Origin of the sequence: Streptomyces sp. P9(2023), from assembly GCF_032436795.1 — a bacterium.
Lineage (GTDB): Bacteria > Actinomycetota > Actinomycetes > Streptomycetales > Streptomycetaceae > Streptomyces.
The window spans coordinates 247070-271448 of the sequence record NZ_JAUPWM010000007.1 but is presented as its reverse complement, the minus strand read 5'-3'; the positions used below and the strand labels follow the sequence as shown (position 1 = coordinate 271448).

Below are 24379 nucleotides of genomic sequence, written 5' to 3'. Positions count from 1 at the left end.
TCAGCTCTTGTACGCCTTGGCCGCGTCGGCCTCCAGGCGTGCCTGGGTCCCCGCGATGTCCTTCGGGTTCTTCAGGAAGTCCTGGAGCGCCTTCCACTCGCCCTTGCCGGGCGTGCCGCCGAAGGACTGCGGCATCTGGTCCGACATGTCGAAGCGGAAGTCGTCCCCGGACTCCAGGAGCGCCTTGGCGATCTCGCGCTGGACGTCGTTCGGGTACGCGGTCAGGTCCAGGTTCTTGTTGGGGGAGAGGAAGCCGCCCGCGCCCGCCCAGATCGCGGCCGCGTCGGGGGAGGCGAGGAAGGTCAGCAGGGCCTGGGCGCCCTTGGTGTCCTTCAGGGCCACCGCCGCGTCGCCCGCCGTGACGACCGGGGAGGCCGCGCCCACCGCCGGGAACGGGAACACCTTCGCGTCCGTACCGATCTTCGCGCTGGTCTGCGCGATGTTGATGGCCGAGAAGTCGCCCTCGAAGACCATCGCGCCCTTGGGCTGGTCGCCGCCGGTGAAGGTCTGGGTGACCGAGACCGGGAACTCCGTCTGCAGCGCGCCGTCCGCGCCGCCCGCGATCAGCTCCGGCTTGCCGAACAGCTCGGCGAGGGTGGTGAGGGCCTGCTTGACGGACGCGTCGGTCCACGGGATCTGGTGCTTGGCCAGCTGGTCGTACTTCTCCGGGCCCGCCTGGGAGAGGTAGATGTTCTCGAACCAGTCGGTCAGCGTCCAGCCGTCCGCGCCGCCGACGGAGACCGGGGTGACGCCGGAGGCGGAGATCGTCTCGGCGGTCGCCAGGAACTCCTTCCAGGTCTTCGGCTCGGTGGCGCCCGCGTTCTCGAAGGCCGCGTTGTTGTACCAGATCAGGGACTTGTTGGCGGCCTTGAAGTACACGCCGTACTGCTTGCCGTCGACCGCGCCGAGGTCCCGCCAGCCCTGGGAGTAGTTCTTGGCGAGCTGCGCCTCGGTCTCGGGGCCGACCGGCTTGAGCCACTTCTGGGCGGCGGCCTGCTGGATCGCGCCGACCTGGGGGAGCATCGCGATGTCGGGCGGGGAGCCGCCGGCGATCTTCGTGCCGAGGAAGTTCACGATCGGGTCCTGGGCGGGCACGAAGGTGACGGTGGCGCCGGTGCGCTTCTCGAACTCCTCCAGGACCTTGGTGAAGTTCTCCTGCTCCGGGCCGGTCCAGACGGCGGCGACCTCGATCTTCTGGCCCTTGAGGTCGGGCAGGGTGAGGGCGCTCGCGGAGCTCGCCGGCGGGCCGGGCTCCTTCGTGCCGGTGTCCTTGTCCCCGCCGCCGCAGCCCGCGAGGGCGAGGCCGAGGGTGAGTGCGGTGACCGTGGCGGTGGTCCGTGCGGCTCTGCGTGTACGAAGAGTTGTACGCATTTCTGCCCCGTCTCTCCTGTGCGCGGTGCGTGTCCCGTGCGCTCAGGTCTACGCCCGGGGCTCCGGCCCCGCAATACCGCCTTCCGTGTCAACTGGGGGATCGTGATGGGCTCGTGACGTGGTGTCAGGCCTTGGGGCGAGCTGTCAGGTGCGGGTCGCGGGGGTGAGGGGGGAGATCGGGGTGGCGTCGAGGGAGCGGGCGGCACGGTCGAGCGCGCTGGCGAGGAGCGCCAGGTCGGTCGGGCCGTTGCCGAGCTCGCGGACGGGTCTGCGGGTGGGCGGGTCGCCCATCCGCTCCCACTCCAGCGGCACGACGGTCGGCCGGAGCGTCGCCGTGCGCGGGATGCGGCCGGTGACCCGGCCGGCCTGGAACGGCGTGACCCGCCCGTCCGGGTGCCCGAGCCGGCCGCGGCCGGGCGCGGGGTCGTCGGGACCGGCCGCGACGGGGGGCGCGTCGAGCACGATGCGCAGCCGGGCGCCGTGGGCCAGCTCGGTGTCCGCCGTGCGGTCGGGGCGCGCGGAGGTCGCGACCAGGTGCACCCCGAGCCGCGCGCCGCCGCGCGCGACGGCTTCCAGGGCCCGTACGACGGACCCTGCGGCGGGCCGCCCGGGGGAGCCGAGCGCGGGCGCGACGAGCGCGTCGTAGTCGTCGACCAGCACGACGAGCCGGGGCAACGCGGCCGCCTCGTCCCGGGCATCGGCCCAGGTGCGGGCGTCGGAGGCTCGCCGGCCGTCCGCTGTGCGGTGGCCGTCGGGAGTCCGGTGCGCCTCCGCCGTCCGGTGCGGGTCCGGCGTTCGCGGCGCGTCCGGCTCACCGCCGGACCGCGTCACCCGCCCGGAGCCCCGCTCCACGAGATCCTCGGCACCGCCGAGCCGCTGAACGCGCCCGCTGGGGTGGTCGGCGAGGTCGCCGACGTCGGTGCGGTGCGTCCGTGCGCTGGGGAGGTACGTGAGGTCGTCCCCGCCCGGGCGGGCGGATCGACCGCCAGAGCCGTCGCCCGTGCGGGGCGTTCGGCCACTGGGCTGGTGCGTCACGTCGTCGGCGCCCGTACGCCCGGTCATGCCGGCATCCGCGCCGCCGCGCGCGGTGCGGCCGCTCGGGAGGTAGGTGAGGTCCTCGGCGCCCGTGCGGGTGCTCCGGCCGTCGCCGGCCGAGCCGTCGGCCGTGCGCGCGGTGCGGCCGCTCGGGCCGTACGTGAGGTCGTCGGCGCCCGTGCCGGAGCGGAGCGGGCGGTCTTCGGGGCCGCCCGGGCGGTCGCCGACGAGGCCGTCGCCCGTGCGGAGGGTGCGGCCGCTCTGGCGGTCGGACGGTTCGCCCGTGCGGGCGTCGGGGATCCGGGCCGTCGCGCGGGCGCCCGGGGGGACGGACTCCGCCGCGCTCGGCGGGCGCTGGCCGATCATGCGCGCCGCGGCCTGGCGGTCCGCGAAGTGCCCGTCGCCCAGGATCTCCGCCCGGCGCTTCAGCTCCGCGCCCAGCGCCTGCGCGAACTCCCGCATCCGTACCGGGTCGGAGGCCACCAGGTGCTCGGTGACGTGCGGCAGCTCCGTACACGCCGCGAGCCCCTCGCCGCGCTCACCGCCCGTGCCGTCCACCAGGAGCAGCCCCAGCCGGTCCGGGCGCCCACCGGCCGCCAGGGAGGCCGCGATCGAGCGCAGCAGCTCCGTGCGCCCGCTGCCCGCGGGCCCCTCGATCAGCAGATGGGGCCCTTCCTCCGTCAGGTCGACGGCGACCGGCCCGCGCGGCCCGGCGCCCAGGACGGCCGTGCCGTCCCCGGCCGCCGCCCACCGCGCCAGCAGCGAGGCGGGCGTGGCCCGGGCCAGACCGAGCTCGTCGAGCAGTCGCGCCGACCGGGGCAGCGCCGTCGCGGCCGTCCGTCCCCGCGCGGCGGGCGCGTCCGTACGCAGCGGGGCGAGCGCCCGGCCGAAACGCTCCGCCCAGGCCACCGACACCGCGTCCACCACACCGACGGTCCCGTGCCCCGCGGCCCGGCCGCCCGCCGTACGCAGCAGCCGCAGCGCCGTCGCCACGTCGCCGCTCAGCAGGGCGACCGCCCCGCACTCGCGGAAGGCGAGCGAGGCCGCGCAGGCGCTCTCGTACGTCGCCGCGACCGGCGAGACCGGGGACGCGGCCGGCGCCTCGGCCAGGCAGAGCAGGTGGATGCCGGCGGCCGCCCCCGCTCCGGCCAGCCGCGCGGTGGTCTCGCGCAGCGCCGCCGAACCGGGATCGCCGTCCACGATCACGACCGTGACCGGCCCTTCGTACCGCGCCGCGGCCTCCGCGACGGTCGCGCGGTCGGCGCTCGGCCAGCAGGGCCCGAGCGGCCCGTCGTCGAGCCGCCGGGTGAGCTCCGCCGTACGGGCATGGGCCTGATCGCGGTCGTACGCGAGGAGCAGCCGGCAGTCCTGGCCGTGCGCCGGGCGCAGGTGCGGGAGCCAGCCGAGCCAGCCCCAGGCCCGCCGCCGCTCCTCCAGGGAACGCCCGCGGTCCGCGCTGATCAGCACGATCTCCAGGTCGGAGGGGGAGTGCAGGGCGGCGAGCTGGGCCACCACGGAGCGCGCCAGACCGGCAAGGCGTGCGCCGGGGCCCGCGAGCCCGAGCGACCCTGCCTCGCGCAGCCCGACGGTGACGGGCACCCCGGACAGCTCGGCCCGGTCGGTCGTGCCGAGCCGGACGACGAGGGCCTCGGGATGATCCGCCCCGCGCTCCCAGAGCCGGGGGCCGGGGCCGAGCGCCGTGAGTAGCACGGCGGCCGGGTCGGGCCAGGTCGCGGCGGTCGGCGCGGCGGGACCGGCGGCCGGGTGGCCGCCGTGCCCCCGGGCATTCGTGTCCGTACCGCCGCCGCCGAGGCCCGGGTCCCGCACGTCCTCCCGGGCGCCGGCGAAGCGGCGGGCCCACGCTCCTATCCCGCGCCTGCCGCGCGGCCCCTGGGCTGCCTGGCGCTCGGCCGGCCGGATCCTGCTGTGCGCCTCGCCCGAACCCTCGCCGTGCGTGCCCGAGTCCGTCAGGTCGGCCACGCGCGCGTGCGTGGGCGAGCCGTCGTGGGCCGCGTCCTGCGGGCCCCGCCCGTACGGGCTGTCGCCGTCCAGGGCAGTGCCTGCCCCCGTACCCGTGTCCGCCCCCGCGTCAGGACCGGTCGCGAGCTCCACCCGGAGGTGGCCCTCGCCGTCCGGGGCCGTCGGCAGGGCGTCCGGGCCGCCGTCCTCCGGGCCCGTCAGGCGGAGGGCGGACTCGCCGAGGCGCAGCAGGGCGCCGGGCGCCAGTGGGACGGGCCGGTCGCCGACCGGCGTGCCGTCCAGCGTCGTGCCGTTCGTGGAGCCGAGGTCCGCGACCGTGACCCGGCCGTCGTCCCCGACCGTGACCGTGCAGTGCACCCGGGACACGTCCGGGTCGTCGAGCGGCACGTCCGCGTCCAGCGAGCGACCGATTCTGATCGGGCCCGGGTGCAGCAGGTGCACCCCGCCGGCGTCCGGCCCCGCGACCACGTGCAGCCGGGCCGAGGGGTCCTCGCCCGGGAGCTCGTCCTCGCCGGGTCCGTGCAGGGTGAGGATCGCGCCGTCGACCAGCGGGGGCTCGCCGAGCGAGCAGCGGCGCGCGTCGAGCCGCTCCCGGCCCGCGTACAGCACGGTGGAACCGGACAGGGACGTGTCGGGGCCGGAGACGGCCGCGGCCAGACCGGAGGCGACGGCGGCCAGGGCCGTCCCGGCCGGGGCGGTGAGAAGCACGTCGCAGGCGCGCCCAGCGCCGTGGCCGGCATGCGGCGCGAGGACGGTCAGCCGGATCTGCATCGCCGTCAGCGGTCCCTTCTGCGCGTGTGCCCGGCAGGGGAACCGCCCGGTGCCTCCCCCCACCCGGCACGGACGCGTCGTCCGGTACAGGTCGGCACGGCGCGGGGCTCCCGACCCCGACGCGACGTGCTGTGTGCATCCTCGCACCTGCCACTGACAACCCGCCCGCGGGTCGCCTCCAAGTGATCTTGAATGGTCGGCTGTGGACCTAAAAGTGCCTGGTTGAGTACGTGTTCCGACGTCGGTGGCAACCACCGGTACCCCACACGCGTCTTGTTTTCGGACAAGTGGGCTGACGGAATCAGCCGTCCTGTGGTCGACCGTTGACCTGTTCGGCGGCACTAAAGTGGGTCGGACACCCGGGCGGGTCACAAAAGACGACAGGAACCCCGGGAAACCCAGGACCACGATCAGCAGGGAGCGCGTGACGTGCGGCCAATCGGCAGCAAGTACCTGCTCGAGGAGCCGCTCGGCCGCGGCGCCACGGGCACCGTCTGGCGAGCCCGCCAGCGTGAGGCGGCCGGCTCCGAGGCGGCGGTCCAGGGCCAGCCCGGCGAGACCGTGGCGATCAAGGTCCTCAAGGAGGAGCTGGCCAACGACGCGGACATCGTGATGCGCTTCCTGCGCGAGCGGTCCGTGCTCCTCCGGCTCACCCACCCGAACATCGTGCGCACCCGCGACCTGGTCGTCGAGGGTGATGTCCTGGCCCTGGTCATGGACCTCGTCGAGGGCCCGGACCTGCACCGGTACATCCGCGAGAGCGGCCCGCTCACCCCGGTCGCCGCCGCGCTCCTCACCGCGCAGATCGCCGACGCGCTGGCCGCCAGCCACGCCGACGGCGTCGTCCACCGCGACCTCAAGCCCGCCAACGTGCTGCTCGCCGAGCAGGACGGCCAGATGCACCCGATGCTGACCGACTTCGGCATCGCGCGGCTCGCCGACTCCCCTGGCCTGACCCGTACGCACGAGTTCGTCGGCACGCCCGCGTACGTCGCGCCCGAGTCCGCCGAGGGCCGCCCGCAGACCTCCGCCGTCGACATCTACGGCGCCGGCATCCTGCTCTACGAGCTGGTCACCGGCCGTCCCCCGTTCGCCGGCGGCACCGCCCTCGAAGTGCTGCACCGGCACCTCAGCGAGGAGCCGCGGCGCCCCTCGACCGTGCCCGGCCCGCTGTGGACGGTCATAGAGCGCTGCCTGAGCAAGGACCCCGACCGGCGGCCCAGCGCCGAGAACCTGGCCCGTGGGCTGCGTACGGTCGCCGCCGGCATCGGCGTGCACTCCACGCCCGCGCAGATCGAGGCCGCCGACGGCGTCGGCGCGCTGCTCGCCCCCGACCCGGCGCCCGCGCCGGTCCCGCAGACCCCCGGCGCTGCCGACCCGACCCAGGTGCTGCCGAGCAACGCCGGGCAGTACGACCCCGCCGCGGCGACGAGCGTCATGCCGACCAGCGGCCCGGCGGGCGCCGATCCGACCGCCGTCCTGCCGCCCGTACCGCCGCAGCCGCCGCACGTCGCGGGGAACGAGGAGCAGCCGCACCCCTGGCAGAGCCAGCTGGCCGCCGCCCGCGACCGCAACGAGCAGACGCAGATCCAGTACCTCGACCCGAGCGAGGACCCGCTGCGCCGCCGTCCGCAGCGCCAGCCGCAGCCTCCGCAGCACCAGCAGCGACCGCCGCAGCATCAGCCGCAGCAGTACCAGCAGCCTCAGCAGCAGCCCCGGTACCAGCAGCAGCCTCCGCCGCAGCAGTACGCGCCCCAGCACCAGCCGCAGCAGTACGCGCCGCCCCCGCAGGCGTACAACCCGCCGCAGCAGCCCGCCCCGCAGCCGCCGGCTCCCCGCGAGCCGCGTCCGCCGCGCCAGCGCGGCGCCAACCCGATGCGGATCCCGGGGCTCGGCTGCCTGAAGGGCTGTCTGTTCTCGATCGTGCTGTTCGTGGTCGCGGGCTGGCTCATCTGGGAGCTGACCCCGCTCCAGAGCTGGATCGCCGAGGGCAAGAGCTACTGGCAGGCCATCGGTGACGGGATCTCGACCTTCACCGACTGGGTCTCCGAGCTGACGAACTCGGAGACTGGTACTACTACCGGCGGTACGGGGCAGTAGTACTGCCGATTTATCGACTTCCGAGGGTGATTTCGCTTCGGAAGTGACGACCAGCGGCTGCGGACGCGTAACTTTGACGCGTCCGCCAGCCGCTGAGGGAGCAGTCTTGGCACGCAATATCGGCAGCCGCTACACGGCCCACCAGATCCTCGGCCGGGGCAGCGCCGGCACGGTGTGGCTCGGTGAGGGTCCCGAGGGCCCCGTCGCCATCAAGCTGCTGCGCGAGGACCTGGCCTCGGACCAGGAGCTCGTCGGCCGCTTCGTCCAGGAACGCACCGCCCTGCTCGGTCTCGACCACCCGCGGGTGGTCGCCGTCCGCGACCTCGTCGTCGACGGCAACGACCTCGCGCTCGTCATGGACCTGGTCCGCGGCACCGACCTGCGCACCCGGCTCGACCGCGAGCGCCGGCTCGCCCCCGAGGCGGCCGTCGCGATCATCGCCGACGTCGCCGACGGGCTCGCCGCCGCGCACCGGGCCGGAGTCGTCCACCGGGACGTGAAGCCCGAGAACATCCTGCTCGACATGGAGGGCCCGCTCGGCCCCGGCGGCGCGCACCCGGCGCTCCTCACCGACTTCGGCGTCGCCAAGCTCATCGACACCCCGGGCCGCACCAAGGCGACCCGGATCATCGGCACGCCGGACTACCTCGCCCCGGAGATCGTCGAGGGCCTGCCGCCGCGCGCCGCCGTCGACATCTACGCCCTCGCGACCGTCCTGTACGAGCTCCTGGCCGGCTTCACGCCCTTCGGCGGCGGCCACCCGGGCGCGGTGCTGCGCCGCCACGTCACGGAGACGGTCGTTCCGCTGCCGGGCATCCCCGAGGAGCTGTGGCAGCTGATCGTCCAGTGCCTGGCCAAGGCCCCGGCCTCCCGGCTGCGCGCCTCGGAGCTCGCGACCCGGCTACGGGAGTGCCTGCCGCTGCTGGCGGGGATGCCGCCGCTGGACGTGGACGAGCCGGACGACGCGGAGCAGCAGGCCCAGGAGCCGCGTGAGGAGGACCCGTACGCGACGGGCGGGCGTACGGGTGCCGATTCCGGCGCCGGTGCGGGCGCCCCGCGCCGGGCCGCGGTGCCGCTGGTCCCCGGCGCGTCCCCGGACTCCAACCGGGACACCCACACCTCGATGCGCGTCCCCGCCCCGGACGAGCTCGCGGGCGGCCCCCTCGGCACGGCCCGCGCCCCCCGCCCGTCGGGCGCCCGCCGCCCGGGCTCGGCCCGGCACAAGGCGGAGCAGGTCCGCAAGCGCCGGATCACCCTCTCGGTCGCGGCGGTCCTGGTCGCGGCCGCGCTGGGAGTCGGCGGCTACCTGGCGACGGCGGAGGAGTCGGACGTACCGCCGCAGGACTCGAAGACGTCGACGCAGCCGTAGCGGCCGCAGAGGCCACCCGCGCCTCAAGGCGAGGTGTGCGAGGGACTCGCATTCGCGGCGAGCCGTTACGCTGGACGCGTGGCAGTCGTCGATGTATCCGAAGAGCTGAAGTCCCTCTCCTCGACCATGGGGTCGATCGAGGCCGTCCTGGACCTCGAAAAGCTGAGGGCCGACATCGCCGTGCTCGAAGAGCAGGCCGCGGCCCCGTCCCTCTGGGACGACCCGGAGGCGGCGCAGAAGATCACCAGCAAGCTTTCGCACCTCCAGGCCGAGGTCCGCAAGGCCGAGGCCCTGCGTGGCCGGATCGACGACCTCGGGGTGCTCTTCGAGCTCGCCGAGGAGATGGACGACCCGGACACCCGCGTCGAGGCGGAGACCGAGCTCGTCTCGGTCCGCAAGGCGCTGGACGAGATGGAAGTCCGTACGCTCCTGTCCGGCGAGTACGACGAGCGCGAGGCGCTGGTCAACATCCGCGCCGAGGCGGGCGGCGTCGACGCCGCCGACTTCGCGGAGCAGCTCCAGCGCATGTACCTGCGCTGGGCCGAGCGGCACGGCTACGGCACCGAGGTCTACGAGACCTCGTACGCGGAAGAGGCCGGCATCAAGTCGACCACCTTCGTGGTCAAGGCCCCCTACGCGTACGGCACGCTCTCCGTCGAGCAGGGCACGCACCGCCTGGTCCGTATCTCCCCGTTCGACAACCAGGGCCGCCGCCAGACGTCGTTCGCCGGCGTCGAGATCCTGCCGGTCGTCGAGTCCTCCGACCACGTCGAGATCGACGAGTCCGAGCTGCGCGTGGACGTCTACCGCGCGTCCGGCCCCGGCGGTCAGGGCGTCAACACGACGGACTCCGCGGTGCGCATCACGCACCTCCCGACCGGCATCGTCGTCTCCTGTCAGAACGAGCGCTCCCAGATCCAGAACAAGGCGAGCGCCATGAACGTCCTCCAGGCCAAGCTCCTCGAGCGCCAGCGCCAGGAGGAGCGCGCCAGGATGGACGCCCTGAAGGACAGCGGCAGCTCCTGGGGCAACCAGATGCGCTCGTACGTCCTGCACCCGTACCAGATGGTCAAGGACCTCCGTACGGACTTCGAGGTCGGCAACCCGCAGTCGGTCCTCGACGGCGAGATCGACGGCTTCCTGGAGGCCGGCATCCGCTGGCGCAAGCAGACGGAGAAGTAGCACCCAGCAGCACCCAGCAGCACCAACGCCGTCGGGCCCCCGCGATCACGCGGGGGCCCGACGGCGTTCGGTGGACGGTGCGCTCGGTCGTGGCGGTGGACCGGTCACAGGCTCGCGCCCATGCGGACCGCCACCTCCCGCACGCCGGCCCGGCCCTGGCCCGCGTCGAAGGGAGTCAGCCGGAACCGCGGCCGGCTCGCGACCGTGACGGCCGATCCGGCCGGGTCCGCGGCGACCTGGACGGTGAGCACCAGGTCCCGGTGGGCGGGGTGCCAGACGGCCTTCAGGCGGCCCTCGGCCGGTTCGTACGCGACCACCTTGGCGTCCTCCTCCAGGTTCCGGGCCGCGCCGCGGGCGAGCCGCAGCGCCTCCTCGGGCGGGACCGGCAGGGTGAACGCGAGCCGGTAGGGCACCGTGGCCTCGGCCGGGGTCAGCGGGACACCGGCCTTGCGCAGCTTGACCAGGTGCTCGACGCCCAGGCACAGCGAGCCGAGCAGGATCCCGACGGTCAGGATCCCGGCCACCAGGAGCGTGACCTCGACGGCCTCGGCCGTCTCGCGCTCCGGCGCCTGCCCGGTCCATTCCATCTGGGTGACCACCAGCACCGTCGCGATCAGCCCGTAGGGCAGCGCGTACAGCAGCGAGCGCCCGGCCACCAGCAGAAACATCCTCATCACATGCTCCGTATATCAACACCGCTCCGGGGAGCGGACAGGGGTCCCCCGCGGTGCGGGGGACCCCCATGGTCATCCGTCGGACATGGTCATCCGTCGATGCGGTCGTGGACGGCTACAGGGCCGCGTCCAGCGCCCGCCGTACCCAGACCCAGTACCTGGCACCCAGGTACCTGACGATCGGCCTGCGCAGCCGGCCGACAGCCCGCCGGATCTGCCGGCCCCACCTGCGCCGGATGGTCTGCATACCGTATTCGACCCCCGCGCCGCTGATGAAGCCGCGCAGGAACTTCTTCGCGGCCGTGGACGTCGACCAGCACCGCTTGTAGCACTGGTAGGCGTACTTCGCGACGGCGACCACACCGCCCACGGCGCCCGAGCAGGCGACCGCGCCGAGGCCCGCGCCCTTGCAGAGGATCTTGCCGACCGCGAAGTCGAGCGCCTCGAAGGCGAGCTCGCAGATCCAGCCGCACTTGCGCGGCTTCTTCTTGTGGCCGTCCAGGTCGGAGGAGTTGATCGGGTCGCCCGGGTAGGCGTACGCGTTCTCGTTGCCGCCGTAGACCGGGTCCGGCTGGAGGAAGCGCCCGGTGCCCGGGTTGTAGAGCCGCGAGCCCATCAGCATGAGGCCGGTGAGGGTCTCGCCGGAGCGCTGCTTGCCGCCGAGCCAGCTGTAGCGGGTGCCGGGCGATCCGGCGCGCGCGTTGCCGTACTCGTCGTTGTCGAGCACCAGCGGCGCCGCCTCCGGGTCCAGCGGGAGCTGGAGGGCCACGTCACCGTGGATGTTGTTCAGCTGGAGCACGACGTCGCCCTGGGCGCTGGTGGTCGCCCCGAGGTCGCCGTCGGCGGTGGTCACGTTGCGGGTGACCTCGCCGGTCGCCTGGTCCTCGGTGATCCAGCGCGGCACGTCGGAGTCGTCACCGTAGTGGTTGATCTTCGACTGCTGCTGGGTCCAGGTGCCGGCCAGGTCCTCCTCGACCGTCCAGGAGCGGACGCGCTGGACGGCGTCGAGCTGCCAGGTCTGCCGCTTGCCGCCGGCCGTCTGCTGGTGCATCAGGTCGTTGGCGTAGTAGCCGAGGCTGGTGCCCGGCAGGGCGGTGGTGCGGCCGAAGGCGTCGTAGACGTAACCGCTGTCGACGAGCCGGTCGGCGCTGTCGTAGCTGTGCGTCGTGGTGGTGCCGCCGGTGGTGGGGCAGGCGGCTTCCTCGGCGCCCGTGGCCGTCGTCAGGCTCGTGCGGTTGCCCCGGTTGTCGAAGGCGTACGCACGGGTGGTGCAGACGCCGCCGACGGTGTCCGCCACATCGGTCAGGCGGCCCGCCTGGTCGTACCGGTAGTTCTGGACCGACCAGCCGGAGTGGTTGACGACCTGGCCGTGCGCGGACTCCGTGACGGTGTCCGAGTAGACCAGCAGGGAGTCGCTGTCACGGGTGTAGGTCCGCGTCAGCGTGGACCCGGTCGGGTCCTGACGCTGCGTCATGGTGTATCCGCCGGGCAGCTTCTGGCTGGCGAGCTCGCCGTCGGCGTCGTACGTGGCGGCGAACGTGCCGGCCACCGAGTCCGTGGTGGAGGTCGGTATGCCGCGGGGATCGGCGTTGAGGTCGTAGACGTAGCCGGTGGTCGTGCCCGTGCCGTCGGTGACCTTCACCGGGCGGCCGAGCAGGTCGTACTCGGTCTTGGTCTCGCCGCCGTCGGCGTCCACGTACGAGACGAGGCGGCCGAGCTTGTCGTAGCCCTTGTAGATGGTGCCGCCGGTCGGCGAACTGGTCTTGACGACCAGACCCGTCTCACCGTCGTACTCGGTGGTGGTCTCGGGGACCGCCTGGCCGGTGCCGCCGGTCATCACGGACTTGACGATGCGACCCGAGCCGTCGGAGTCGGTGGTGGTGGTCCGGGTCACGCCGTTGGCGGTCTCGGTCACCTTGGCCGGGTTGCCCCACCAGTTGTACTCGGTGGTGGTGACGGGCAGCTGGCCCGGGTTGGAGCCGCCGCCGGTGATGGCGCCCGCGGGTCCGGTGGAGCAGAGCAGGTCGGCCCACTCGGGGCGGCCCTGGCAGGTGCCGGTGCCGGTCGCGGACCAGTAGGTGGTGATCCGGGTGGCGGCGTCGGTCCCGGTGGAGCCGGGGCGGCTCTCCTTGACGATCCGGCCCTGCGCGTCGCGCTCGACGACGCTGGTGATGGCCTTGCCCGCCGGGTCCTCGACGGACCGGAGCGGAACGCCCTTGACCCAGTCGTAGACGGTCTGGACGACCCGCGGGTCGGCCTGGACCGTCGGGTGCTGGAGCACCTGGGCACCCGTGCTGATCTTCGTCAGCTGGTCCTGGACGGTCGCCGTGCCGTCGGTGGGCCGGCCACCGTCGTACTCGTTGACGATCCAGGAGCGGGCCGGCGCCGAGGCACCGGACGGCAGGAGGGTGGTGGAACCGGACTTCAGGTCGCTGGTGAGCGTGATCCGGTGCAGCGGACCGAGGCTCTCCAGCTCCCGGGTGCCGTTCTCGTCGTAGTGCGTCCGCGCCGAGAGCAGTTCGGCCCGCTCGGCGGTCGTCATGCCGCTGATGCCGAGGTCGGCCAGGGTGGCGTTGTCGGCGGGGGAGAGACCCAGGGCGGTGGCCCGGTTGCCGGCGGTCAGCTCGCGGACGACGTTGCCGAAGCGGTCGTACTCGGTGGTGGAGATGTGCCCGCCGGGGGAGGCGGTGTTGACCTGGCGGCCCGAGGCGTTGACGTAGGTGATCCGCGCCCGCTTGTAGGCGTCGGCGGCGAGGCCGGTGCCCGCGTGGGCGGACGGTACGGAGTCCTCGGGGAAGACCGCGGTCGCGTCGGTGGGGGCGTCCTGCTGGCCCCACGCCTGCACGTCCGCGGCGCCCATCTTGTACGGCGCGGCCGTGCCGGTCAGCGGCACGTCGTAGACGACGCTGATGGCACCCTCGCCCTCGACGACGTCACGGGTGCCCTGCTTCAGGCCCTTGCGACGGACCTTGAGCAGCATGCCCTCGCCGGCGGTGGCGGAGTTGCCCGCCTTGCCGTAGTCGAAGTCCCAGCCGAGCAGCGACTTCTCCTGCAGCCAGGTGACGCGGCCCGCGCTGTCGTACGAGTACTGGGTCTGGGTGGCCTGCGACAGCGTGGGGTTCCACTGCTGGCGCAGCTTGCCGCCCAGGTCGTAGCGGTAGGTGGCGACGGCCTTGGAGGTGGCCGCGGCGGCGCCCGGCTCGGTGGACCAGGCCCGGATCTCCTTCACCCGGCCGGTGAAGTCGCCGAACTCGGCGCCGCTGGACCAGCCGGTGGCGGTGGTGGAGGTGGCGTACACGAACTCCAGGACGCGGCAGCCCTTGGTGGACGGCGTGGCGGCACAGGTGTCGGCGGCCACGGCCGAGGTCGGGGCGACGATCCGCTTCGGGCGGGCCAGCGTCTTGCCGCCCTCGGTGACGGTCTCGGAGACCACCGAGGTGGTGGTGTTCGACAGACCGTTGAGAGTGGTGCTGGAGACCTGCCACGCGCTCGCCCCGGTACCGGGCTTGGTGAAGACGGTGGCGGCACCCTCGGTGTCCTTGAGGGTGAACGTGCCGGTCAGCGAGCCGGTGAGGGTCAGCTCCTCGGAGCCGGGCTCGGCCTCCCAGCCGCCGCCGGTGGTGGCGGTGAAGCCGGTCTCGCCGCCCTCGTTGTCCACCACGACGACCGAGGTGGCGGAGGACTGCTTGAGGTAGGCCCACTCGGACTTGGTGACCTCGGCGACGGTGTTGGCGCTCCACTCACCGCCGAAGATCGGAGCCTGGCCGTCCGCCTCGGGGGCGGCGGCCGGGCGGGACTCGGCGGTACGGCTCACCGAGACGCCGAACAGCGAGGCGTCGGTGGCCCCCAGCGCGAAGTTGCCGGTGAGCAGGTTGACCGAGCCCGGGCCGGCCTCGGCCGACGGGGCGGTGCCCGCGTTCCGGTCGACGGTGACCGTGTTGGCCGGGGAGTACGCCGTCGAGGTGCCGTTCGTGAACGCGGCGCGGACCTCGACGGGGCCGTCGGTCGTGAGGGTCTCGGTGATGCTCCAGGTCAGACCGGCGGGGATGCCGCCGGGGGAGGCCACCGGCCAGGCGGAGACGGCGGACCCGTCGGACGCCTTGGTCACATGGGCGACCGGGACGTCCTTCCAGGTGTCGGTCTCGCCGCGCCGGTACTGGTACGTCACACCGGTGTACGTGTCCTTGGCCTGCGCCGAAAGACCGACCCGGCGGGCCGAGCGCTCACCGTCGCCCGGGGTGATCAGGGCGGCGGCCGAACCGGCGTAGAAGACGTGGTCCGTGGCGGCCGAGGTGTTGCCCGCCGCGTCCAGCGTGCGGACCGACAGGGTGTGCTGGCCCGCGGGGAAGGTCAGCGTCGCGGTGACCGGGGCGCCGGTGGTGGCGGTGGTCGTCCAGGCGCCGCCGTCGAGGGCGTACTGGATGTTCTTCACGTCGCTCGTGGGCGGCGTGAAGGTGAAGGCGCCGGAGAAGTTGCCGTCCTGGTCGGGGGTGCCGGACCAGACGTTGGCGGGGAAGTCCGTCGAGCCGATCCCCGTGGTGCCCGGGGCGGTGGTGTCGACGGTGAAGTTCTGCCAGGCCGACCAGGTGCCGTTCCACACCGAGCCGTCGTAGACCGCGGCGCGCCACTTGTAGGCGCCCGGGGCGAGCGCGCTGGTGGGCGTCCAGGGGGCGTTGGCGCCGGAACCCACGAAGGCGGACTTGCCGCTCTGCAGCGCGGCGGTGCCGTCGGAGGCCCAGATCTCGTAGCTGAGCTGGACGGTGTTGCCGTCGGCGTCGGTGGCCTTGCCGGTGATGGTCGGCGTGGTGTCGTTGGTGGCCGAGCCGCTCAGCGGGGAGATCGGGGTGGCCGCACCGGGCTTGGTGTTGTACGTGACCGACATGTACGGGGTGTTGGAGGCGGCGTTTCCGGAGTTGAAACGCTTCCAGCCGTACGGGTCGGTCTCGTCGGTGGCCCGGATGCCGAGGTGGTTGCTGCCGTTGCCGTTGTTGGCCCAGCTCTGCGCCATCGAGGTCACGTCGGCGTTGACCCAGCCGTCGGCGCAGGCGGAGGAGAAGCCCTTGGTCTGTGTGCTGGTGGCCTGTTTGGTGGACCAGGTGGGCTGGGCGGTCCAGCGGCTGGCGGTGCTCGCCGCGCTGGTCGTCCACACCTCCCACGACTTGGCCGTGCAGGACCAGGAGTGGGTGGCCCACAGGTTCAGCTTGGCGGACTGGATGACCTTGCCCGTGATTTTGGCCATCGGGAAGGAGAGGAAGGAGCGGGCCTTCTGACCGGAGCCGTTGTTGCCGAGCTTCAGCTCGGTGGCGGCCGACTGGTCGGTGCCGTAGCCCTCCTGGACGAAGGTGTCGAAGCTGGTGCCGAGGTTGACGGCCGGGTCGACGGTGACCGGGAAGACGGTCTCCGGGTCGGCCAGGAACTTCGCGTCGGGCGTCAGGGTCAGGTCGACCCGGTCACCGGTCTGCGTGACCTTCAGGCCCACGTCGGCGCGGTGGGTGTTGTCGCCGGACTTCTTGTCGACGCGGGCGTCCCACATGACGGGGGCGGGCAGCAGGCCGACCTGCTTGCCGGTCTTGGCGTCGAGGAACGACACCGAACGGTCGGCGTTCGCACGGGCCTTGAGGCCCTTGGCCTCCAGCGAGAGCGTGACCGAGTCGTTGGCGGCGACCGCCTCGCGGCTCTTGAGCTCCAGGAACTGCTCGAAGCCGGTACGCGTCGACTCGACGATGAGGTCGGTGGCCGGCAGCGCGTCGGCGTAGCGCGCGGTGGTGCCCGAGAGGGTGGGTTCGGGGAGCGCGCCGCGCCAGGACACGGTCATGCCGCGACCCTTGGCGTCGCCGAGGGTGACCAGCGGGACCGAGGGGGTCTTCGGGTCACCGGCCTCGGAGCGGGCGGCCTGGATCTTCGCCTTGGCGGCGGCCGGGGTGCGCCCGGCGAGCTTGAGACCGAGCGGGTGGGAGCGGGTGCCCACCGTGCCGTCGGACTTCTTGACCAGGTCGACGTCGACGTTCTGCCACTCGCCGTCGGCGCCCCGGAACCGTATGGGGCCGCTGGCCGCCTCGACGGTCACGGTGCCGTCGGGGTTGGCGTAGCTGGACGTGGTCTCGGTGCGCTCGGACAGCGCCTCGACCCGGCGGCCGGAGAGCTTCGCGGCGACCTGCGCCGAGGCGAGGTCCTCGGCCTCCTTGGCGTACTGGACCGGCGGCTTGGCGGCCTGCTCGGCGGCGGAGGACGGGCGGGTCATGGCGACGGCCTGTCCGGTGTCGGCCACGGTGAGCGCGGCCTCGATGCCCAGCGCCGCGACGACGGTGACGGCCACCGTCGGCAGCATGCGGCGACGACGCTGCATGGCGACGCTTGCCCCGTCCCAGGGGGATCGACCCGGCATGGAGCCTGATCTTTCCGAAGGCGAATCGTGCTTCAACGTTTCTCCCTCGCAGGGCTGTCAGCACCCCTCGCGCACCCTCTGGCACCGCAGCGGCCTGCATGTTCCTTCACGAACGATGGATGACAGCCGGGCGCGAGACCGCTGCGGCAGGGAGACTGCCGCATGGACATGACCATGGTCAAAGGTCCAAGTCCAGATTTGAGGAAGAGCTGAGCCTTGCCCCGTCGCGTACCGGACGGAGTCGCTCCAACCGGGCGGAGAAACGGCGAACGAGCCTGAAGAGCGGCGATTCCAGACATGCCGGCCGCTGCGGGCCGAGGCGTGAAGGGCTGTCGTACCGACGCCGCCTGACTCTCCGTCGTCCGGGCTCGCGCCCGTCGGAGCGGGCGGCCGGAGCGGGCGGAGGGATTCGCGGGCGCAAGGGGGAAGGGGGCGTTCCTGACGCTTTGTCGACATGGGAACTGGCCTTGGAGGGCTGGTAGTTCCACGTTTACGTCACAGTTGCATCCCCGCATGGCGGGCAAGTAGTGATCTTTCGGGCATCGCACGCGCAACGACCTTGACGCGTATGCGGAAACTCGGAAGGGTGGCACGCGGCATGCGTATCTCTGGGGCGTGTGTGAACGGGGGCTGGCTGAGTGACACGCCGTTCCCGGTGCCCGAAGGCCCCCGAGCGCTGCTCCAATGACGAGATAGCTACTGGGGGTAGCAGCCAGATGACCAAGAAGACGCGGATCCGTGTAGCGCGTATAGCGGCCGGCGCGGTGATCGCGGCCGGTGCGTCGCTCACCGCGGCGGGTGCGGCTTCGGCCGTGGGTGTCGACATCAACATCGGCATCGAGGCCGACCTGCCGATCGCGGACCCGACCTGCATCCCGGGCGAGCCCGGTTGCGAGACGGACCCGACGACGGACCCGACCACGGACCCGACGACCGACCCGACGACGGATCCCACCACGGACCCGACGACCGACCCGACGACGGACCCCACCACGGACCCGACCACGGACCCGACGACGGATCCCACCACGGACCCGACGACGGACCCGACCACGGACCCGACGACGGATCCCACCACGGACCCGACGACGAACCCGACCACGCCGCCCACCACGACCCCGACGACGCCGGGTGAGACGCCCTCGCCGACCGCGCCGGGCGACTCCGGTGACGGTGACGACGCCGGTACCTGCATCGTCGATGTCGACGGCGCCGAGTGCGTGAGCAACAACCCCGACACCGACAACGCCGGCTCCCAGCCGGTCGAGCAGGGCAAGGCCAAGGAGGAGCTGGCCGAGACCGGCGCCGCCGAGACCTCGTTCCTGATCATCGGCGCCGCCACCATGATCGCCGGTGGCATCGGCTTCCGGATGCTGCCGCGTCTGGCCGGCGGCGGGCGTGCCGCCGTCTGAGCTGAGCGGTAGCGCACAGCGCGACTGAAAAGGCCGGGGGCACGCCCCCGGCCGACAGAGAGGGCCGGGGGCGTCCCCCGGCCCTCTCTTCCGTTCCGGCTCGTATGCGGAGCGCTACGCGGGTCCTACGCGGTCTGCAGAGCCACGAGCAGTGCCGTCATCGCCACCAGGGCGATGACCAGCGCCAGCACCATCGCCGGCGTCAGGCCCGTCGACGGGCCCAGTCGTTCCCGGTTCGCGCGGCAGACGGGGCAGCGGCCCTCCGCGACGGGGGCCGCGCAGTTGGCGCACACCAGTCGGTCATACGTCATGCGCTCTCCTCCTCCCGCACAGGGGTCCACACGGGGCTCACACCAAGGACAACGCCCGGTGGCACCCGAGCGTTCCCCCTACCACTGTGCCAGCTCCGGGGCGTTTCGGCGCGCCCCGTCCGATGACACCAGGATCGCAGTCCTTCCGCCCCGAAGGGCGAAAAGGATAAAGCACGCATGCCGGGAGCGCGACTGCGCGGCCCGTCTTCGGTCGCGTAAGGTCGCGCACACCTACTCCCGGCCGACCGTGGTGCATCCGTGATCCGATTCGACAACGTCTCCAAGTCCTATCCGAAGCAGAGCCACCCCGCGCTCCGGGATGTCTCCCTGGAGATCGAGAAGGGGGAGTTCGTCTTCCTCGTCGGTTCCTCCGGCTCCGGAAAGTCGACTTTCCTCCGGCTGATCCTGCGCGAGGAGCGCTGCAGCCACGGCCAGGTGCACGTCCTCGGCAAGGACCTCGCCCGGCTGTCCAACTGGAAGGTGCCCCAGATGCGGCGCCAGCTCGGGACCGTCTTCCAGGACTTCCGGCTGCTGCCCAACAAGACCGTCGCCGAGAACGTCGCCTTCGCCCAGGAGGTCATCGGCAAGCCGCGCGGCGAGATCCGCAAGGCCGTGCCGCAGGTCCTCGACCTCGTCGGCCTCGGCGGCAAGGAGGACCGGATGCCCGGCGAGCTCTCCGGTGGTGAGCAGCAGCGCGTCGCCATCGCCCGGGCCTTCGTCAACCGGCCCATGCTGCTGATCGCGGACGAGCCCACCGGCAACCTCGACCCGCAGACCTCCGTCGGCATCATGAAGCTGCTCGACCGCATCAACAGGACAGGGACCACCGTCGTCATGGCGACCCACGACCAGAACATCGTCGACCAGATGCGCAAGCGCGTCATCGAGCTCGAAAAGGGCCGCCTCGTCCGCGACCAGGCGCGCGGCGTCTACGGATACCAGCACTGAGCAGGTAGGGGATAGAACACCATGCGCGCTCAGTTCGTGCTCTCCGAGATCGGTGTCGGTCTCCGGCGCAATCTCACGATGACCTTCGCCGTCATCGTCTCCGTGGCCCTCTCGCTCGCCCTCTTCGGCGGTGCGCTGCTCATGCGCGAGCAGGTCAGCACGATGAAGGACTACTGGTACGACAAGGTCAACGTCTCCATCTTCCTCTGCAACAAGAACGACGCGGCCACCTCCACCAAGTGCGCCAAGGGCGCGGTGACCGCGCAGCAGAAGGAGCAGATCGAGGCCGATCTGAAGAAGATGGACATTGTCGACACCGTCCAGCGCGAGACGACCGACGAGGCGTACAAGCGCTACAAGGAGCAGTACGGCGACACCGCCATCGCCTCGGTCATCACGCCCGACCAGATGCAGGAGTCGTTCCGGGTCAAGCTGCACGACCCGGAGAAGTACAAGGTCGTCGCCACCGCCTTCGCCGGCCGGGACGGCGTGGAGTCCGTGCAGGACCAGCGCAACATCCTGCAGAACCTCTTCGACCTCATGAACGGCATGAACATCGCCGCCCTCGGCATCATGGGGCTGATGCTGGTCATCGCGCTGATGCTGATCGTCAACACGGTGCGCGTCTCCGCCTTCAGTCGACGGCGTGAGACCGGCATCATGCGACTGGTCGGCGCCTCCAGCTTCTACATCCAGATGCCGTTCATCATGGAGGCCGCCTTCGCCGGACTCCTCGGCGGCGCCGTCGCCTGCGTCATGCTCCTGGTCGGCCGGTACTTCCTGATCGACCACGGCATCGCGCTCGCCGACAAGATGCAGCTCGTCAACTTCATCGGCTGGGACGCCGTCCTCGCGAAGCTGCCGCTCGTCATCGCCATCGGCCTGCTCATGCCGGCCCTTGCCGCCTTCGTGGCGCTGCGCAAGTACCTCAAGGTGTGACAAGGACCCCTCTGTCACCGCTGGCGCCGTACGGTCAACCACCGTACGGCGCCATTGCTTTGTCCTAGAGTGAGCGCCATGCCTACCGGCCCGGACCTCTGTCCACGGCCCCGCGGAATGGTCCGCGGGGCCGCCTTGACGCTGGTCTTCGCCGGGGTCCTCGCGACCGCCGCGGCCACCGGGGCCCTGCCACGGCAGGAGCCCGCCACCGAGAAGCGCGCGCAGCAGGCCGCGCCCGCCCGCGACACCGTCGATCCCGCCGACCTCTCCCGCGCCGCCGCCGAGGCGATGGCCGACGGGAAGTCCGGCCAGCAGGCCGCCGAGGAGTTCGTCAGCCGCAGCGGCGACCGTTGGGGCGCGGTGTACGGCAAGGCCGAGTACGAGGAGTTCGAGCAGGCCCTCGACGGCTCGTACACCGGCGTCGGGCTCTCCGCCCGAAGATCGGGCGCCGACCGGATCCTGATCTCCCGGGTTCAGGCCGGTGGCCCCGCCGCGAAGGCCGGGCTGCGGGCCGGTGACCGGCTCGTCACCGTCGACGGGCGTCCCCTGGCCGGACTCTCCGTCTCCGAGGTCGTCGCCCTGCTGCGCGGCGACGGCGCCGCCGAGGAGGCCGGCTCCACCATCGCCCTCGGCGTCGAGCGCGGCCGCTCCGCCTGGACCCAGCCCCTGACCCGGGCCCGGCTCACCACCGAGGACGTCACCGTGCGGCGCCTCGACGACGGCACGTTACTGATCAAGGTGACCGCCTTCACCAAGGGCGCGGGCGAGCGGGTACGGGACGCGGTACGGTCCGCCCCGGCCGGCGCCGGGGTCCTGCTCGACCTGCGGGGCAACGCCGGCGGCCTGGTCGCCGAGGCCACCGTGGCCGCCTCCGCCTTCCTCGACGGCGGCCTGGTCGCCACGTACGACGTCGACGGCGAGCAGCGCGCGCTGTACGCGCAGAGCGGCGGCGACACCGCCCGGCCCGTGGTGGCCCTGGTCGACGGCGGCACCATGAGCGCGGCCGAGCTGCTCACCGGAGCCCTGCAGGACCGCGGCCGCGCCGTCACCGTCGGCTCGCGCACCTTCGGCAAGGGCTCGGTGCAGATGCCGAGCACGCTGCCCGACGGTTCCGTCGCCGAGCTGACCGTCGGCCACTACCGCACCCCCGCGGGCCGCGGCGTCGACGGCCAGGGCATCACACCCGACCTCGTCGTCAGCGACAGCACGGGCGAGCGGGCCGAGGAGCGGGCCAGAACAGTATTGAGTGGCCTCGGAGGGGGCTCGTAGTGCGAAAATGGCTGCACTATGGCAAAGGGACTCGTGAACGTGCAGGGCAAGCCTGCCAAGAAGAAGGACCCGGACAAGGGTCCTGAGCGCAAGATCATCGCGCAGAACAAGAAGGCGCGCCACGACTACCACATCATCGACACCTACGAGTGCGGTGTGGTGCTCATGGGCACCGAGGTGAAGTCGCTCCGGATGGGCCGGGCGTCGCTGTCCGACGGCTTCGTCCAGATCGACCGGCACGAGGCGTGGCTGCACAACATCCACGTACCGGAGTACGTCCAGGGCAGCTGGACCAACCACTCGGCGAAGCGGAAGCGCAAGCTGCTCCTGCACCGCGCCGAGATCGACAAGCTGGAGGCGAAGTCCCAGGAGACGGGTCACACGATCGTTCCCCTGGCGCTGTACTTCCTGAACGGCCGGGTCAAGGTCGAGATCGCCCTCGCCAAGGGCAAGAAGGAGTACGACAAGCGGCAGACGCTGCGGGAGCAGCAGGACACCCGCGAGACGAGCCGGGCGATCGCGGCGGCGAAGCGGCGCCAGCGGGCGGCCCAGCTCGCGTAGGGCCGCAGTGCCCCGTTAAGTCGCTGGCAACCGTACGCGGTCGTCACGTACGATGGGTCACGCACCTCACAGCGGGTGCACGCATTGAACTGTTGTAAATTAAACACAGCAACATGGGGATGATCGGTTTCGACAGCGGATGTCGAAGCAGGGGAAGCGTGTCGAGGAAGCGGCAATGATCTCGTTAACCATATGTCGCAACCAATAATCGCCAACACCAAGCGCGATTCCTTCGCCCTCGCTGCCTAAGTAGCGACTTGCGAAGTGTCAGCCCGGGGGTGATCCCGACCCGGATCCTGGCATCATCAAGGGATCTAAACTTCTAGACCCGGTCACGGGGCCTAGAAGGAAATCAAACAGTGGCTGAGCCCGTCGGAGACTTGTTCGCGTGATCTCCGGGGCCGAGAAAATCGCAGCGAACTGCACACGGAGAAGCCCTGATTCTGCACCGTTGGACGCGGGTTCGATTCCCGCCATCTCCACTCATCCCATGTGGGCACAGGCCCGGCAGTCGTCACGACGACCGCCGGGCCTTTGTCATGCCGGGGCACTCACATCGGGTGTGTGGGTCCGGTGAGAGCGAGGTTCCGTACCCGTCACTTCCCGCCACCGGCCCGAAACGCGGGCACCCTAGGGTCTTGCCCCAGAGGTCCAGAGCATCTGGACGCTCGTGACCCGACACCGTGGAGGTACGTGATGGGCGGCCGGTGGATCGAACGCTGGGAACCGGAGGACGAGACCTTCTGGCGTGAACAGGGCGAGAAGATAGCCCGGCGCAACCTGCTCTTCTCCGTGCTCTCCGAGCACATCGGGTTCTCCATCTGGAGCCTGTGGTCCGTGATGGTCCTCTTCATGGGGCCGCAGTACGGGGTCGACCCGGCGGGCAAGTTCTTCCTGATCGCGACCGCCACCTTCGTGGGCGCGCTGATCCGTGTCCCGTACACCTTCGCCGTCGCCCGCTTCGGTGGCCGGAACTGGACGATCGTCAGCGCGCTGCTGCTCCTCCTGCCGACGGGCGTCGCCTACGCGGTGATGGAGCCGGGCACCTCGTACGGCACCTTCCTGCTGGTCGCCGCGCTCACCGGGGTCGGCGGCGGCAACTTCGCCTCCTCCATGACCAACATCAACGCCTTCTTCCCGCTCCGTAAGAAGGGCTGGGCGCTCGGCCTCAACGCGGGCGGCGGCAACATCGGCGTCCCCGTCGTCCAGCTCGTCGGCCTCCTGGTCATCGGCACCGCCGGCGCCCTGCACCCGCGGATCGTCCTCGGCGTCTACATCCCGTTCATCGTCGTCGCCGCGCTGTGCGCCGCGCTCTTCATGGACAACCTCGCCCCGGTGAAGAACGACACCGGCGCCGCGAAGGAGGCCGTCCGGGCCGGCCACACCTGGATCATGGCCTTCCTCTACATCGGCACCTTCGGCTCCTTCATCGGCTACAGCTTCGCCTTCGGGCTCGTCCTGCAGACCCAGTTCGGGCGCACCCCGCTCCAGGCCGCCGCGCTCACCTTCATCGGCCCGCTGCTCGGCTCGCTGATCCGGCCCGTCGGCGGCTCGCTCGCCGACCGGTACGGCGGCGCCCGCATCACGCTGTGGACGTTCGGTGCGATGGCCGTGTCGACCGGTGTCGTCGTCTACGCCTCGGTCGTCGAGTCGCTCACCGTCTTCCTGGTCGGCTTCATCGGGCTCTTCGTCCTCAGCGGCCTCGGCAACGGCTCCACGTACAAGATGATCCCCGCGATCTTCCTGACGCAGGGGCACCGCAAGGGGCTGTCCGGCGAGGCGGCGGAGTCGTACGGCCGCAGGCTCTCCGGGGCCTCCATGGGCCTCATCGGGGCCGTGGGCGCACTCGGCGGGCTCGGCATCAACCTGGCCTTCCGGCAGTCCTTCCAGACCTCCGGGACCGGTACCGCGGCCTTCGTCGCCTTCCTGGCCTTCTACGCCGCCTGCATGGTCGTGACCTGGGCGGTATACCTTCGCCGGCCGGTCGTCGTACCGGACACGGCGGAGGGCGTGGAGGGTGCTGAGGCGAGGACCCGGCAGCCCGGTTACGCCAAGGTGTGATCCCCAGTGGT

14 protein-coding genes and 1 other RNA gene are annotated in these 24379 nt (G+C 72.0%); 10 read left to right on the top strand and 5 right to left on the bottom strand.

Features of this window, described 5'->3' with window-relative positions; genetic code table 11:
* Positions 1-1371, bottom strand: coding sequence for an ABC transporter substrate-binding protein (locus tag Q5762_RS13560; RefSeq protein WP_315892294.1), 1371 nt, complete (start codon positions 1369-1371; stop codon positions 1-3).
* 144 nt (positions 1372-1515) lie between these two features.
* On the bottom strand, positions 1516-5157 hold the full coding sequence (locus tag Q5762_RS13555) for an FHA domain-containing protein (protein WP_315892293.1): 3642 nt from the start codon (positions 5155-5157) through the stop codon (positions 1516-1518).
* A gap of 429 nt (positions 5158-5586) precedes the next feature.
* Here Q5762_RS13555 and Q5762_RS13550 point away from each other — a divergent pair, with 429 nt between their 5' ends.
* The 3 genes from Q5762_RS13550 to prfB all read left to right on the top strand — a co-directional run bounded on the left by Q5762_RS13550 (position 5587) and on the right by prfB (position 9808).
* Positions 5587-7257, top strand: a complete 1671-nt coding sequence (locus Q5762_RS13550) for a serine/threonine-protein kinase (RefSeq protein ID WP_315892292.1) — start codon at positions 5587-5589, stop codon at positions 7255-7257.
* A 106-nt stretch (positions 7258-7363) separates the two neighbouring features.
* Positions 7364-8626, top strand: coding sequence for a serine/threonine-protein kinase (locus Q5762_RS13545; RefSeq protein WP_315892291.1), 1263 nt, complete (start codon positions 7364-7366; stop codon positions 8624-8626).
* 78 nt (positions 8627-8704) lie between these two features.
* On the top strand, positions 8705-9808 hold the full coding sequence (gene prfB, locus Q5762_RS13540) for a peptide chain release factor 2 (RefSeq protein WP_315892290.1): 1104 nt from the start codon (positions 8705-8707) through the stop codon (positions 9806-9808).
* Positions 9809-9912: 104 nt separating this feature from the next.
* Here the strand turns inward: prfB and Q5762_RS13535 are convergent, their stop codons facing one another.
* On the bottom strand, positions 9913-10482 hold the full coding sequence (locus Q5762_RS13535; RefSeq protein ID WP_315892289.1) for a hypothetical protein: 570 nt from the start codon (positions 10480-10482) through the stop codon (positions 9913-9915).
* A 115-nt stretch (positions 10483-10597) separates the two neighbouring features.
* A complete protein-coding gene (locus Q5762_RS13530; protein WP_315892288.1) occupies positions 10598-16867 on the bottom strand; it encodes a DNRLRE domain-containing protein in 6270 nt (2089 codons plus the stop codon).
* 716 nt (positions 16868-17583) lie between these two features.
* Here Q5762_RS13530 and Q5762_RS13525 point away from each other — a divergent pair.
* Positions 17584-18279: an LPXTG cell wall anchor domain-containing protein gene (locus Q5762_RS13525; RefSeq protein WP_315892287.1), complete on the top strand. Its 696-nt coding sequence runs from the start codon at positions 17584-17586 to the stop codon at positions 18277-18279.
* 125 nt (positions 18280-18404) lie between these two features.
* On the opposite strand, the gene Q5762_RS13520 is transcribed toward Q5762_RS13525, so the two are convergent.
* Positions 18405-18590, bottom strand: coding sequence for a hypothetical protein (locus Q5762_RS13520; RefSeq protein ID WP_315892286.1), 186 nt, complete (start codon positions 18588-18590; stop codon positions 18405-18407).
* Between the two features lie 258 nt (positions 18591-18848).
* Here Q5762_RS13520 and ftsE point away from each other — a divergent pair, with 258 nt between their 5' ends.
* The 6 genes from ftsE (at position 18849) to Q5762_RS13490 (ending at position 24368) form a co-directional block, all read left to right on the top strand.
* Positions 18849-19538: a cell division ATP-binding protein FtsE gene (gene ftsE, locus Q5762_RS13515; RefSeq protein WP_315892285.1), complete on the top strand. Its 690-nt coding sequence runs from the start codon at positions 18849-18851 to the stop codon at positions 19536-19538.
* Positions 19539-19559: 21 nt separating this feature from the next.
* Complete coding sequence (gene ftsX / locus Q5762_RS13510) at positions 19560-20477, top strand: permease-like cell division protein FtsX (RefSeq protein WP_315892284.1); 918 nt, start codon at positions 19560-19562, stop codon at positions 20475-20477.
* Between the two features lie 78 nt (positions 20478-20555).
* Entirely contained in the window at positions 20556-21746 is a 1191-nt protein-coding gene (locus Q5762_RS13505) for a S41 family peptidase (protein WP_315892283.1), read from the top strand.
* Between the two features lie 18 nt (positions 21747-21764).
* Positions 21765-22307, top strand: a complete 543-nt coding sequence (gene smpB, locus Q5762_RS13500; protein WP_315892282.1) for an SsrA-binding protein SmpB — start codon at positions 21765-21767, stop codon at positions 22305-22307.
* Positions 22308-22422: 115 nt separating this feature from the next.
* Positions 22423-22792: a transfer-messenger RNA gene (ssrA, locus tag Q5762_RS13495) on the top strand.
* 211 nt (positions 22793-23003) lie between these two features.
* Positions 23004-24368: a nitrate/nitrite transporter gene (locus Q5762_RS13490; protein WP_315892281.1), complete on the top strand. Its 1365-nt coding sequence runs from the start codon at positions 23004-23006 to the stop codon at positions 24366-24368.
* Positions 24369-24379 lie beyond the last annotated feature (11 nt).